The 14,060-nt window shown below is 41.9% G+C and carries 12 protein-coding genes; 11 read left to right on the forward strand and 1 reads right to left on the reverse strand.

The window, feature by feature from the left end; genetic code table 11:
• Positions 1 to 90 precede the first annotated feature (90 nt).
• From DSL64_RS14300 to cobA, 5 genes are all read left to right on the forward strand, one after another.
• The gene (locus tag DSL64_RS14300) at positions 91 to 792 is read left to right on the forward strand and encodes a phosphoadenylyl-sulfate reductase (protein ID WP_115831588.1); all 702 of its coding nucleotides are present in this window, start codon (positions 91 to 93) and stop codon (positions 790 to 792) included.
• 151 nt (positions 793 to 943) lie between these two features.
• Positions 944 to 1,903: a sulfate adenylyltransferase subunit CysD gene (gene cysD, locus DSL64_RS14305; RefSeq protein ID WP_262512416.1), complete on the forward strand. Its 960-nt coding sequence runs from the start codon at positions 944 to 946 to the stop codon at positions 1,901 to 1,903.
• Positions 1,904 to 2,057: 154 nt separating this feature from the next.
• On the forward strand, positions 2,058 to 3,302 hold the full coding sequence (locus DSL64_RS14310; RefSeq protein WP_115831589.1) for a sulfate adenylyltransferase subunit 1: 1,245 nt from the start codon (positions 2,058 to 2,060) through the stop codon (positions 3,300 to 3,302).
• 189 nt (positions 3,303 to 3,491) lie between these two features.
• Entirely contained in the window at positions 3,492 to 5,717 is a 2,226-nt protein-coding gene (locus tag DSL64_RS14315) for a ferredoxin-like domain-containing protein (protein WP_115831590.1), read from the forward strand.
• A gap of 182 nt (positions 5,718 to 5,899) precedes the next feature.
• Positions 5,900 to 6,664: a uroporphyrinogen-III C-methyltransferase gene (gene cobA, locus DSL64_RS14320; RefSeq protein WP_115831633.1), complete on the forward strand. Its 765-nt coding sequence runs from the start codon at positions 5,900 to 5,902 to the stop codon at positions 6,662 to 6,664.
• A gap of 2 nt (positions 6,665 to 6,666) precedes the next feature.
• Here cobA and DSL64_RS14325 read toward each other — a convergent pair whose 3' ends face one another.
• Entirely contained in the window at positions 6,667 to 7,008 is a 342-nt protein-coding gene (locus DSL64_RS14325; RefSeq protein WP_115831591.1) for a hypothetical protein, read from the reverse strand.
• A gap of 107 nt (positions 7,009 to 7,115) precedes the next feature.
• Between DSL64_RS14325 and DSL64_RS14330 the strand changes: the two genes are divergently transcribed.
• The 6 genes from DSL64_RS14330 to DSL64_RS14355 all read left to right on the forward strand — a co-directional run bounded on the left by DSL64_RS14330 (position 7,116) and on the right by DSL64_RS14355 (position 14,055).
• Complete coding sequence (locus DSL64_RS14330; RefSeq protein WP_115831592.1) at positions 7,116 to 8,015, forward strand: lysophospholipid acyltransferase family protein; 900 nt, start codon at positions 7,116 to 7,118, stop codon at positions 8,013 to 8,015.
• A 101-nt stretch (positions 8,016 to 8,116) separates the two neighbouring features.
• Complete coding sequence (locus DSL64_RS14335; protein WP_115831593.1) at positions 8,117 to 9,043, forward strand: lysophospholipid acyltransferase family protein; 927 nt, start codon at positions 8,117 to 8,119, stop codon at positions 9,041 to 9,043.
• Positions 9,027 to 10,007 (forward strand): glycosyltransferase family 9 protein, encoded by a 981-nt coding sequence (locus DSL64_RS14340; protein WP_115831594.1) that lies wholly within the window; start codon positions 9,027 to 9,029, stop codon positions 10,005 to 10,007. The genes DSL64_RS14335 and DSL64_RS14340 overlap by 17 nt, the downstream gene beginning before the upstream one ends.
• Before the next feature lie 53 nt (positions 10,008 to 10,060).
• On the forward strand, positions 10,061 to 10,966 hold the full coding sequence (locus DSL64_RS14345; RefSeq protein ID WP_115831595.1) for a carbon-nitrogen hydrolase: 906 nt from the start codon (positions 10,061 to 10,063) through the stop codon (positions 10,964 to 10,966).
• A 773-nt stretch (positions 10,967 to 11,739) separates the two neighbouring features.
• On the forward strand, positions 11,740 to 12,927 hold the full coding sequence (locus DSL64_RS14350) for a pyridoxal phosphate-dependent aminotransferase (protein ID WP_115831596.1): 1,188 nt from the start codon (positions 11,740 to 11,742) through the stop codon (positions 12,925 to 12,927).
• A 33-nt stretch (positions 12,928 to 12,960) separates the two neighbouring features.
• Entirely contained in the window at positions 12,961 to 14,055 is a 1,095-nt protein-coding gene (locus DSL64_RS14355) for an AEC family transporter (protein ID WP_115831597.1), read from the forward strand.
• The last annotated feature ends 5 nt before the right edge of the window (positions 14,056 to 14,060 follow it).

Consider the following 14,060-nt stretch of genomic DNA (forward strand, 5'->3'; position numbering starts at 1 on the left):
AACACAAGATGATTGGCCTCTAAAATAAAATAATTACAAAGTTTATATAAGATGCTTTGATTCTTGTGTAAGAAAATAAAGATCACCACCATGAACACAAATATTTCTTCATTACATGCAGCCATTGAAGGTAAAAGTGAGATAGAATCACTGGCCATTCTTGCTGACCTGTTTCCGGGCGAAGTAGTATTTTCGACCAGTCTGGGATATGAGGATCAGGTCATTACAGATTTCATACTTAAAAACAATCTTAATATATCCATCTTTACGCTGGATACGGGCAGAATGTTCAATGAAACCTACATGACCCTTCAGAAAACCAATAACCGTTACGATACAAAAGTCAGAGTATATTATCCTCAGACTGGCGCAGCAGAAGAACTGGTTAGTACCAAAGGTCCACTGAGCTTCTATGATTCTGTTGAGAACAGAAAGGAATGCTGCTTTATACGCAAGGTGGAGCCTTTGAACAGAGCTCTGAAAGGGGCGAAGATCTGGGTAACCGGTATCAGGGCAGAGCAGTCTGGAAACCGTCAGTCTATGAGTAAGCTGGAGATCGATGAGGCACACGATCTGATCAAGTTCCACCCTATTTTGGACTGGTCTTTCGACGAGGTAAAGGACTACGTCAAATCAAACGGAATACCTTATAATCCTTTGCATGATAAAGGTTTTGTAAGTATTGGATGTGCTCCTTGTACGCGTGCTATTCAGGAAGGTGAAGACTTCAGAGCCGGAAGATGGTGGTGGGAAGACGAGTCCAAAAAAGAGTGTGGATTACACGCTAAGTAGCTGTTAGCTGTTAGCTGTTAGCTGTTAGCTGTTAGCTGTTAGAAAGAATCAAAGTCAATACGCATAAAGTTCAAGATTGTAATAGAATTAATTAAAAGCTAAAAGCCATAAACGGTCCTCCGGGTGGTTGATAGCGAAAAGCTAAAAAATTATGTCAATTTCAGTTAAAGATGTGTCGGATATCAGCTATCGGGAGGCAGACGAGATACGCAACTCTCCCGATTACCTGGATCAGTTAGAGGCGGAAGCGATTTACATTATGCGCGAAGTAGCCGGTCAGTTTGAGCGCCCGGCATTGTTGTTTTCCGGCGGCAAGGATTCTATTACACTGGTACGCCTGGCTCAAAAAGCTTTCGCACCTGGCAAAATTCCTTTTCCGCTTGTTCACGTAGACACAGGACACAATTTTATTGAAGCAATAGAATATCGTGATCAGTTGGCCGAAGAAATCGGTGCTAAACTGGTAGTCCGGTATGTGGAAGATACCATTAAGGCAAAAGGACTAAAGGAACAAACAGGCAAAAATGCAAGTCGTAACTGGCTGCAAACTTTTACGCTGCTCGACACAATCGAAGAATTTGAATTTGACGCATGTATAGGCGGAGCCCGTCGGGACGAAGAAAAAGCACGTGCGAAAGAACGTATTTTCTCTTTCCGTGACGAATTCGGACAATGGGATCCGAAACGCCAGCGTCCTGAGCTTTGGAACCTTTTCAATGGCCGTATCAGCAAAGGAGAAAACGTACGTGTATTCCCTATTTCCAACTGGACTGAGCTGGACGTTTGGGCTTATCTGAAAAGAGAGAACATCACGTTGCCTTCTATCTATTTCGCACACCAGCGTGAATTGATTTTAAGAGATGGCAAATTGCTGAACAATACACCTGTAATTGAGAAAGACGAAAATGACCAGATTGTAACACGTCAGGTTCGTTTCCGTACTGTTGGAGACATGACTTGTACTGCAGCAGTTGAATCCAGTGCATCAACACTCGACGAAGTAATTGCAGAAATCTCTATATCAAGAATCAGTGAGCGCGGCGAAACCCGTATAGACGACCAGCAAACTGAAGCTGCGATGGAAGATCGGAAAAAGGGAGGATATTTTTAAGTAATTAAAAATGAAGAATTAAGAGTGAAGAATATAAATTTAGGTATCGCTCTTAATAATAAGTTCTAAACAACTCATGTGAAGTTTTAAGTATGTTTTGAAAAACTGACCAGTAATTTCTCATTCTTAATTCTTCATTCATAATTGATACAAAGTGGATTTACTAAGATTTATAACAGCAGGTTCCGTTGATGATGGTAAAAGTACATTGATCGGACGTTTGCTTTACGATACAAAAAATATTCTGGCCGATCAGATGGAGGCCATTGAACGTGCAAGCAAAAGCCGTAATGTGGGTGAAATTGATCTCGCTTTGTTAACAGATGGTCTGCGTTCTGAGCGTGAGCAAGGCATCACAATTGATGTAGCTTACAAATACTTCCAGACACCAAACAGGAAATTTATCAGTATTGATGCTCCGGGACACATTCAGTATACCCGTAACATGGTAACTGGTGCTTCCAACGCGGATTTAGCCATCATTCTTGTGGATGCACGTCATGGTGTTGTTGAGCAGACACGCCGCCATTCCCTGATTGCTTCTATGTTAGGGATTCCCCACGTAATTGTTGCGATCAACAAGATGGATTTAATCGGCAACTCAGAAGATGGCTTCCTTGCTATTGCGAAGGATTACAAAGAACTTGCTGAAAAACTGAATATCAAACACTTGACTTTAATACCGGTCAGTGCCTTGAATGGCGACAACATCGTTGACCGTTCTGAGAACATGCCGTGGTATACTGGCGAGACGTTACTTTCTGTTTTGGAAAATGTAAATGTTTTGAAAGATCAGAATCAGGATGATGCACGTTTTGCTGTTCAGTATGTAATCCGCCCTCAGACTGATGAGTTGCACGACTATCGCGGTTATGCAGGTCGTATACAAAGCGGAACTTTCAAAAAAGGTGATGCAGTTAAGATTCTTCCCTCAGAGCAGGAATCAAAAATTGCTAAAATTGAGTTCGGAGGAAACGAAATTGAGAGTGCATCTGTTTTGGAGTCAGTTACCATACTGCTGGAAGATGACATTGATATCAGTCGTGGTGATTCAATCGTAGCATTGACAAATTCGCCCGTAGTGAGCCAGGATATTGAAGCGATAGTTTGCTGGATGGACGATAAAAAAACTTTAAAACCAGGAAACAAATATGTACTTCAGCACGGAACATCCCGTTCTAGGTGTTCTGTAAGAGACATAGAATATCAGATCGACATCAATTCATATGAAAAACTTGAAGATGTTGAGAGTCTGAAATTGAATGATGTCGCAAGAATTGTAATACGTACTGCTCAACCAATCGCTTTTGATTCTTACCAAAAGAACAGGGCAAACGGAGCAGCCATATTGATAGACGAGACATCCAATGTTACAGTGGGTGCTTGTATGATCGAATAAGATCAGTTATTATTGAAGATAAATAAAGATCAGGTGTGTGCACAGACTTCGTTCATACACCTGGTTTTCGAAGTTATATTATTCCAAAATTCTTGTAGAAACTTAGCATGAGCCTGTTACTCCGGCAACAGACACAAGATTTTTTATTTAATATTATACTAATCCGATAGGATAAAGATTTAAATCACCATGAGTAATTTAATCATTTCAGAGAAGGTATCAAGCGCTGCAAAACGCGATATCATCGACTTAAATGCCAAAATCAACGCGTTTAACAGCGGCGAAACGCCGGAAGAATCATTCCGTAAATTTCGTTTGACACGCGGGGTATATGGACAGCGCCAGCCTGGTGTTCAAATGATTCGGATCAAACTTCCTTACGGACGAATCACAGCGGACCAACTTGTACGGATTGCTGATACCTCTGATAAATTTGCAACGGGGAATCTCCACGCAACAACACGTCAGGATATCCAGCTGCACTTTGTGAAGTTGTCCGATTCTCCTCAGCTTTGGGCTGACCTGGAAGATGCAGGAATTACTCTGAAAGAAGCATGTGGAAACACGATCAGAAACGTTACAGCGTCGTCTGTGGCAGGTATTGATCCGGATGAACCCTTCGATGTAACTCCACTTACACATTCTATTTTCACTTACTTCCTTCGTAATCCTATCAATCAGGATATGGGAAGAAAATTCAAGATTGCTGTTTCTTCGTCAGAAAAAGATTCAGCTCTTGCTTTTATACATGACGTTGGCCTTATTGCCAAACTAGGTGTAAACGCCAAAGGCGAAACCGTGAAGGGTTTCAAAGTGCTGATTGGCGGTGGATTAGGTGCACAACCGTTCTCTGCTCAAACAGCATTTGAGTTCCTGGAAGAGCAGGATGTTATTCCTTTTATTGAGGCACTACTGCGTGTATTTGACCGCCACGGAGAACGTACGCGTCGTCATAAAGCCAGAATGAAGTTCCTTCTCAACGACATGGGTCTGGAAGGAATGATGGAAAAAGTGGCAGAAGAACGTACTGCTGTTAAAAATAAGGTTTTTGCTATTCCTGAGGATCTTTTCGGAACGAACGAAGCCGAATCAATCACCCATGCCGCGCGTCCTTCTGTCAGTGAAGCTTACGTACTGGAAAACGCTGCGCAAAATGGCATAGCCGATCTGGATACGTTCAAAAAATGGTTGCAAACCAATACTTTTGAGCAGAAGCAAAAAGGATGGTACGCTGTTCAGCTTCGTGTTTTATTAGGAGATATGAGCTCCGACACGGCACGTTCTCTGGCTGATATTGTACGTCAATATGCAGCTGATGATATTCGTGTTACAGTGAACCAGGGATATATACTTCGCTTTGTGAAAGGAGAAGATTTAGTTCCTATCTACAAAGAACTTAATCAGCTTGGTTTGGCAAATCCTGGCTTTGACAGCACCATGGATATCACAACCTGTCCGGGAACAGATACCTGTAACCTTGCGATTTCCAGCAGTTATGGTATTACCCGTGCTCTGGAAGATGTCATGAAGGATGAATTTCCTGAAATGATCTACAATGAAGATATTAAGATCAAAATAAGCGGTTGCATGAACGGATGCGGACAACATAACGCATCCAATATCGGTTTCCACGGCAGTTCCATCAAAAATGGTAAACTGGTACTTCCTGCGCTTCAGGTGCTTTTGGGTGGTGGTTTTACCGGTGATGGCATCGGGCTGATCGGCGACAAAGTAATTAAAGTTCCGACAAAACGCGGTCCGGAAGCACTTCGTACCATCTTCAGTGACTATGAGGCGAATGCTTTTGACGGTGAGTATTTCAATCAATATTATCAGCGCCAGACTAAGAATTACTTCTTCCAGTTATTGAAACCAATTGCTGACCTTACCACACTGCAGGATGACGATTACCGTGACTGGGATCATGACGAGTTGTTCAAAACTGAGATCGGGGTTGGGGAATGTGCGAGTGTGATGGTAGACCTTGTTGCTACGACTATCACAGAAGGACAGGAAAAACTGAGTCTTGCCAAAGAAAATTATGAACTGGGTATTTGGGCTGATGCTATATACCATGCATACAATGTCTTGATTACGGGGGCTAAAGGTTTGCTGATGACAAAAGATGTTAATACCAACACCCAATATGGTATTATTAATGATTTTGAGGCCAATTTCGGACAGGAATTCAAATATGAAACCCCTGCACAATTCGAACTTGCAGATAAAGCAGAAACGCCATTCCGTTCACTTGCTTTCAGTATCAATAAGTTCGAACCAACCGAAGAGTTTGCTACTTACTTCCTGGAAAAAGCTGATCAATTCCTGAATTTCGTACGTGATACAAGAGGAGCTCAATTGATGGACAACAGCGAACTGGTACTTCAGGAACTCTCATTCGGAAAAGACAGCTAGCAGCTATTAGCGATCAGCTGTGAGCTATTAGCTTTATTGCTGATGCTATCAAAGCAATTTTTGTAAGGTAAAGTTGACATTCAATGTTGACTTTACCTTGCAAATCATTCTGCGAATTTTCCATAATTTTTGTTCGTGCTTATAAAAGCTATCGGCTAACAGCTCATAGCTATCAGCTAAATATGAAACTTACACTCATTGGTGCAGGTCCGGGGGATCCTGACCTGATCACCCTCAAAGCACTCAAGGCTTTGCAGAAAGCCAAAGTTGTTCTTTACGATTCACTTGCTCACCCCTCACTTCTTGATCATTGTCCTGCCGAATGTGTAAAAATATTGGTAGGTAAACGTTATGGCAAAACCAGCTGCGGACAGGATGATATTAATCAGCTGATTGTTGAATACGCGCAGCAATACGGAGAAGTCGTTCGTCTGAAAGGAGGCGATTCGTTTATTTTCGGGCGGGGTTATGAAGAGCTTATCTACGCGCAGCAACATGGTATCAGCCATGAGATTATACCTGGAATTTCCAGTAGTTACGCAGCGCCGGCACTTGCAGGTATACCATTGACTTCAAGAGGATTAAGTGAAAGTTTCTGGGTGATTACCGGAACTACAAAAGATCATGCTCTTTCAAGGGATATAGCCGTAGCGGCACAGTCAACTGCAACTGTGGTTATTCTGATGGGCATGCACAAACTCAACGAAATTATTGACATTTATGCCAATGCCGGAAAAGTGGATGAGCCCATCGCTATCATACAGAACGGATCACTCGAACATCAAAATGTTGTAACCGGTAAAATCAGTAATATCGAGCCTTTGGTTAAAATCAGCGGCATATCGTCTCCGGCAGTAATTGTAATCGGGAAAGTTGCCGCCTTACCGGACCTGAGTTTTGAAGAGATTCAAAAGATGATTAAAAATGCAGAACCTTCTAACGATTAGTATTATAATAAACGAAGTAACCAGTTGAAGTTGAGCAGGTCTTGTTTTCCGTCGAATACAAAGAAGTAGATAATTCCTGCAAGAATAATGTAGCTCATAAAAAGCCACTTTTTCTTCTGCTCATAGGCTTCTTTGTTATGGAAGTAATCGTAAACCATGGAAGCAGAAAAGCCAACGATCATGAGTATGAAGCAGAATATGCCACAGTCTGTGCGGTATTGAGCGTATGCGCTCATAGCAGGAGCACCAAGTACGAGATACATCAGCCACATACCAAATCCCATACGGTACAGGTACATACTCAGGCGTCTGTCATTCTTGATATCAAATAATCCTTCTAACACAGCGTTATACGATCTCGTTCAACAGGTGAAGCTACTAAAAATAGAATTTAAAAGCCAGTATTTTTATAACATTCAGGATAGAAGTATTATTGCATAAATTTAGATTCATGACCCATATCAGTTCCCGATTTTTCCTTTTTCTGCTCAATTCCCTTTCAGCTCTATCCTGGAATAATGCATTCCGACTTTCCACCTGTTTAAAATGGATTCTGTTTGATGTGGCCGGGTATAGAAAAAAAGTAATATGGAATAACCTGAAAAACAGCTTTCCGGAAAAAACTGATGCGGAACTTCAATGTATTGCTGAAGACTTCCATCTTCATTTTACAGATCTCATCGTCGAAACCATCAAATTTCGAACAGCATGCCCTGCTACAATTCGTGAACGTCTTCAGGGTGATATCAGTATCATGGATGATTTCTACGCTTCCAATACCAATATTATTTATCTGATGGGTCATCGCGGTAACTGGGAATTGGCCAATCTATTCTCCTCCCTATGTTTTACTCACGAATGTATCGTTGTATACCGTCCGCTCCAAAATAAAGAATCTGATCAATGGTTTCTTGACTTACGTACAAGGTTTGGCGCCAAACTGGTACCCATGAATTTGATCTTTAAGGAATTGCAGAAACCGCGGGAGAAACCATACGTGGTCGTTCTTGCCAATGATCAGTCCCCCGTTCCAGAAACTGCCTTTTGGACAACATTCCTGAATCAGGATACAGGCGTTTTCCGCGGTGTGGAAACCATCGCCCGCCGTTATGACCTTACTGTACTTTATGCAGATTTCAGTAAAGTAGAAGGCAAAAGAGGATACTATCATGTAGATATCACAACCATTACCGACGAGCCGAAAAAAGTAGCTAACAATGCGATTTTGAAACATCAAATCGGAATTCTGGAAAAAAACATCTGTAAACAACCTCATAACTGGCTATGGAGCCACCGTCGCTGGAAACACAAGCGTCCGGAAAATTTAAAAGCGGAGCAATTGGCGCTGTGAATTTCTGGTAATTGTTAGTAATCTTGCATCGCCAAAGAGTAGTTGCATAAAGGAACTAATTTTTCCGGGCAATTGCTTTTAATGTGTTAATGCCCGATTCAATGAACACATTTTTAACCAAAATATTACTCAGTATCCTGACCGCCATATCCCGGTTATCCTGGAAGAGTATCTATAAACTATCCGATTTTTTTCGCTTTCTGATTTTTGATATTGTTGGTTACAGAAAAGACATTGTCATCAGCAATCTTAAAGCAAGCTTTCCGTCTTACGATACCTCATCCATTCAGTCTATTGCCCGAAAATTCTATCGCAACTTTACGGATATCATTTTCGAGACGATCAAGTTAAGATCCATTACCAGAAATGACTTGCTGAGCCGGATAGATTTCGACCCTCAATTACTGGACGATTATTATACAAAAGGACAAAGTCTTGTTGTAGTAGCCGGCCACCTTGGCAATTGGGAAATGCTCAATCTATTTGCATCGGCACGGCTGCATTATCAGATTGTAGTTGTCTACCACGAATTGGCCAACAGTACATTCGAAGCATGGTTCAAAAAAGTACGTACTCAGTTCGGAACTGAAATGGTCTCCATGAAAGAAGCATTTAACCGTGCAGTCGCTCCGAGAGAAAAACCATTTATTTTTATATTGATCAATGACCAATCTCCTTTTCCTGAAAAAGCATATTGGACCACTTTTCTGAATCAGATGACCGGTGTGTACCGTGGCGTAGAACTTATAGCCCGGCGCGTGAATCTTCCTGTGTTATACATGGGTGTCAGAAAAGATGATACACGTCGTGGATTTTATCGCTTCTATTTTGAGAAAATCACGGAATCACCTAAGACGGAACCTAACAATTATATCCTCCAGACTCAAACAGAGCTTTTAGAGAAAGACATAGTGGCACAGCCGGACAACTGGCTATGGACGCACAAGCGTTGGAAACACAACAAACCAGAAAAACTACAACCTTTCCAATTATTGGAAAAAACTGAACAGAGTGATCAAGCCAGTTAAATTTCTCATTCTCCGGTTTTCGTCCATTGGCGATATCGTTTTGACCACCCCCGTGCTCAGATGCCTCAAAGAGCAATATCCTCACGCGGAAGTTCACTATTTTACGAAAAGTAAATTCGGCTTTATACTTAAAGATAATCCGTTTGTGGATAAGCTGTGGTTATTGGATAAGTCGGAAAGTGATGTGTTGAAACTTCTGAAAAAAGAAAATTTCGACTTCATCATCGATCTGCACAACAATCTGAGAACAGCAAAGATCAAATTCTCACTTGGAAAACCATCATTCAGCTTTGATAAACTGAATGTTCAGAAATTCCTGCTCACCAATTTCAAAATAAACCGGTTGCCTGATGTTCACATTGTAGACCGCTATCTGGATACGCTCAAAACCTTTGACATCAAAAATGACCTGAAAGGGCTGGATTATTTTGTACCTGAGAAAGATCAGATTGAGATAGGTAAGCTTCCTGTTTCCCACCAGACAGGTTTTATAGCTTATGCCATCGGTGGACAGCATTTCACAAAGAAATTACCTGTTACAAGGATGATTGAGCTGTGTACGAAAATTAACCAGCCTCTTGTATTACTTGGTGGCAAGGAAGACTTCAACAATGGTGAGGAAGTAAAAAACGCGTTACCCGAAATTGCAATTTACAATGCATGTGGTGCGTATAATTTCAATCAATCGGCATCTGTTATTGAGAAAGCGAAGGTAGTTTTCTCGCATGACACTGGTCTGATGCACGTAGCTTCTGCTTTTCATAAAAAGGTCTATTCGATCTGGGGCAATACGGTGCCGGAATTTGGCATGTATCCTTATCAGACCTCATTTGAAATTCTGGAAAACAAAGAGCTGAATTGCCGGCCGTGTTCCAAAATCGGGCACAAGCAATGTCCGAAAAAACATTTTAAATGTATGAATGAACTCCCCTTCTCTTTCGAAGTGGATCAACTATTGCAATAACTGGTCGGTTTAGAACTTTTAAGGTAACACCTGACCATCATATAAAAACGAACATGAAAAAAAACGTAAATATCGGAATAGTACAGATGAGCTGTTCCGGAGATGTGGAAGCTAACTTTCAAAAAGCCGTTTCTGGCATACGCGACGCGGCAGCCAAAGGCGCACAGATCGTATGTTTGCAGGAACTTTTCAAGTCTCTGTATTTCTGTGACATAGAAGATCACAAAAACTTTGAACTGGCTGAACCCATTCCCGGCCCGTCAACAGAATCATTAAGCTCCTTAGCAAAGGAACTTGGTGTTGTAATTATCGCCTCTCTGTTCGAAAAACGTGCTCATGGATTGTATCACAATACAACAGCAGTCCTGGATGCTGATGGAACCTATCTTGGCAAGTATCGCAAAATGCATATACCTGATGATCCCGGCTACTACGAAAAGTTCTATTTCACACCAGGCGATGCAGCCACGGTTGCAGAAGAAGAATCTTCCGATAGCGTTGGTTACAGGATCTTCCATACCAAATTTGCAAAAATAGGTGTACTCATATGCTGGGATCAATGGTATCCGGAAGCTTCGCGCATTACCAGTCTGATGGGTGCGGAAATATTGTTCTACCCTACTGCCATAGGCTGGGATACGAATGAGACAGATCCCGTTACCAATGAAGAGCAATACGGTGCGTGGCAAACCATCCAGCGGAGCCATGCCGTTGCGAACGGTGTTTATGTGGTTTCAGTCAACCGCGTGGGGCGTGAAGCGGATCAGCAGTTCTGGGGCGGCTCTTTCATTGCCAATCCGCAGGGCAGATTGCTGTACCTTGCTCCGCATGATCATGAGGTGATCCACGTTGAAGAGCTCGACTTGCAAAAACTGGATCATTACCGTACTACCTGGCCGTTCCTGCGCGACCGTCGTGTGGACTCATACAAACCAATTCTGAAAAGATTTATTGATTAAGTCATCTTTAAAGAACTTAGCATATTCAAAGGAACCTCTCAACAGGTTCCTTTTTTATTTCAAGCCCAATGCTCCGTATTTGACAGTTTCCTCAAGTCCAGGAAACAGATGGATTTTATCGAAGAAGGATTAGTAAAAATAAATAAAGGATTATTACAATAATATTTCCCTTCTACAAATTATTACCAATTTTTATTGCAAAAAATGCGTTTCAAACAATCAATCATCTTGCATTTTTATTGTTTGTCAGTATATTTGAAATGTCGTTAAACGAATGACATCTTCTTATGAACGTATTAGTTCCAGCCGCACCAGAACTGATTCGGATATAAAGAGGAAGCCAGGTTCAGTATATCCGTTAGGTTATTCTGTAATGGTTTTCAGCTTATAGAAATAAAAAAATACATATAGTTTCCTCTGTTTGTTGTGGACAGTATTTCCGTTTGTAACGTGTCCTTACGCGCTACATGCCGGGATTCGGTCCTCGATTGAAGAGGGTATTGCTTTCCGGAAAAGCGGTTTTGCAAGCTTATGGCTGTGTTTGTCTGTCCACGCGAAAGTGTGTGCGGCGCATCGGAACGTGGACACCACACAGCCATAACTTTTTCATCGCCACCGGCTTGGTACCGATACGGTTAAAGCATGCGATTTCCCGAACAATATATCAAAGTCAGATCAGTTGCTACAACTCCATCTGGCTTCTTTGATTTATATCAATCCAAAAGATAACAGCTCAAATACAGCATAGCAAAACCTTGTAAACTTCCACCCAAATGAATCAGAAAATCGACCGTCGGAATTTGTTAAAATCAGGCTTGATGGCTATTGGCGGATTGAGCCTGGCGCCGCACCTAAGTATGGGCGCTTTCTCTAACTCCTCCCTTTCGCTTGATCCTGACAACCGGATATACAGGAGTCCGATGGTCAGAGAACATTTTCTTCCGGAAGACGTAAAAGCCCCGAAAATTATAGCACGCCTGAGCGCAAATGAAAACCCCTACGGACCGCCACAATCTGCTCAGAAAGCAGTAATCGAGTCTGTAAAAAACGGCAACCGCTATGCCTGGAAAGAAATGTCTGACCTGGTTGACAAAATTTCAAAGAAAGAAGGAGTACCTGTAGATCATATTATGATGGCACCAGGCTCTTCTGATTTGCTCGAAAAAGTAGCATTGGTTTTGTTCATGAATGGCGGTAACGTTGTATCTGCGGATCCATGTTATATGTCACTTATAAAAGTAGCTGAGGCCGTAGGTGCTACATGGAAAGCTGTTCCCTGCACAGACGATTGGTCACATGATCTGAAAGCGATGGAAGCTGCAATCGATAAGGATACCAAGCTGGTATATGTTTGTAATCCTAACAACCCTACAGGCACAATTACCTCCGGGAAGGCATTGCTCGACTTCTGCTCCCGTGTTTCCGAAAAAGTACCTGTTTTTGTTGACGAAGCATATATTGAGCTGGCTGTAGATGCCGATACGCAAAGTATGATATCACTTCTTTCTCAAAAGAAAAACGTAATCGTTGCGCGCACGTTCTCCAAAATTATGGGAATGGCCGGTATTCGCGTAGGTTACATGGCTGCACTGCCTTCTTTTCTGGAAGAAATCAATAAAATCACAAGAGGTGGAATGGGCATATCCTATACTTCCATCTTTGCAGCTTCAGCAAGTATAGATGACACCGACTTTCAGGTAACAACCAGAAAACTGAATCATGAAGCCAAAATGTACTTGTACGCCAGTCTGGATAAACTAGGATATAAATACATCCCTTCCTACACTAATTTTGTACTATTCCCGGTGAATTTGAATGGTAAAGATTTGCTTACCAAAATGACCGCTAAGGGTATTTCTATTCGTGCTTTCGACGTACTCAACAAACCTTACTGTAGGGTAAGTATAGGTACGATGGATGAAATGAAAGCTTTTGTAAACGCACTTGGCCAACTGAGTTAAGGATTATCTGCACGCTCACTACACCATAAAGGCATGAACGACGCATTGCAAAAAACCATCACCTTCCTGCTACTGATCACACTTGGGTTTGTCCTCAAAAGCAAGTTCAGGAATAAGGAACAGATGAATGGTATCAAAGAAATTATACTGTCGGTGGCACTCCCATCGACGATATTTATTTCGTTGATGAAAATCGAAATTGATTCTTCCATGTTGGCCATTCCACTGGTTACGTTGGTTTTCAATTTTCTGATGTTTTACTCTGCACCGCTGGCATTTACACTTTTTGGTATTGAAAAAAGTAGTCCAACCGGACGTACGCTGATGATGTTAATTCCATCCCTCGCACCCGGACTGTCCTGCTTTCCTTTCATAGCAGAGTTTCTGGGAGATAAGAGTCTGGCAATTGCAGCGCTGGCCGATGTTGGCAACAAGTTTTTTGTATTGATATCGCTTTACATACTGGCGATGAATATGTTCCTGAAAAACGGAAACGATCAGGAAACAAAGACAGGTGGTAAAATCAGGAGTCTCATATTGAGTATGGTACAGGAGCCTATCAACTTACTGATTCTTATTGCCATGATTCTATTGAGCTTTGGCATTAATTACGGTACCCTGCCAGTAATTATGACGGATCTGTTCGATAAGACCAGCGCAATGATGACCCCTCTGGTTTTGTTGTTTATCGGTCTGGCTGTACAATTAAAAGAAGGCAAAAAACGCATTGTAGCATGCATCCTCTTTTTCAGGGCCGGGATTACCCTACTGCTTAGTGCCGGAATGGTTTTGCTGCTGAACATTCATGATACGTCAATGGTTTTGCTCGCAGTTGTGATCCCGCTAAGTGCAGCAAGTTTCTGGCCGCTGGCTCATATATCAGCCTTCAACATCAAAGAAGAAGCACAGGCATTACCCAAAGAAAAAAGGACTTTTGATATGGAGTTGGCAGTATTGCTGCTTGCTTTTTCTCTTCCTTTTTCAACCCTATTGATTCTCGGTATACTTTCTTCCGGAGAACTTTTTGCGCATACGTCAACGCTCATTACCGCCGGACTGGCATTTATTTGCATCTCGGCAATACCTCATTTTTTAGGTAAAGTGTTTGTTAAAATGTCGAAAGCATAAGTATT

This window comes from Dyadobacter luteus (genome assembly GCF_003383615.1).
GTDB classification, from domain to species: Bacteria; Bacteroidota; Bacteroidia; order Cytophagales; family Spirosomataceae; genus Dyadobacter; species Dyadobacter luteus.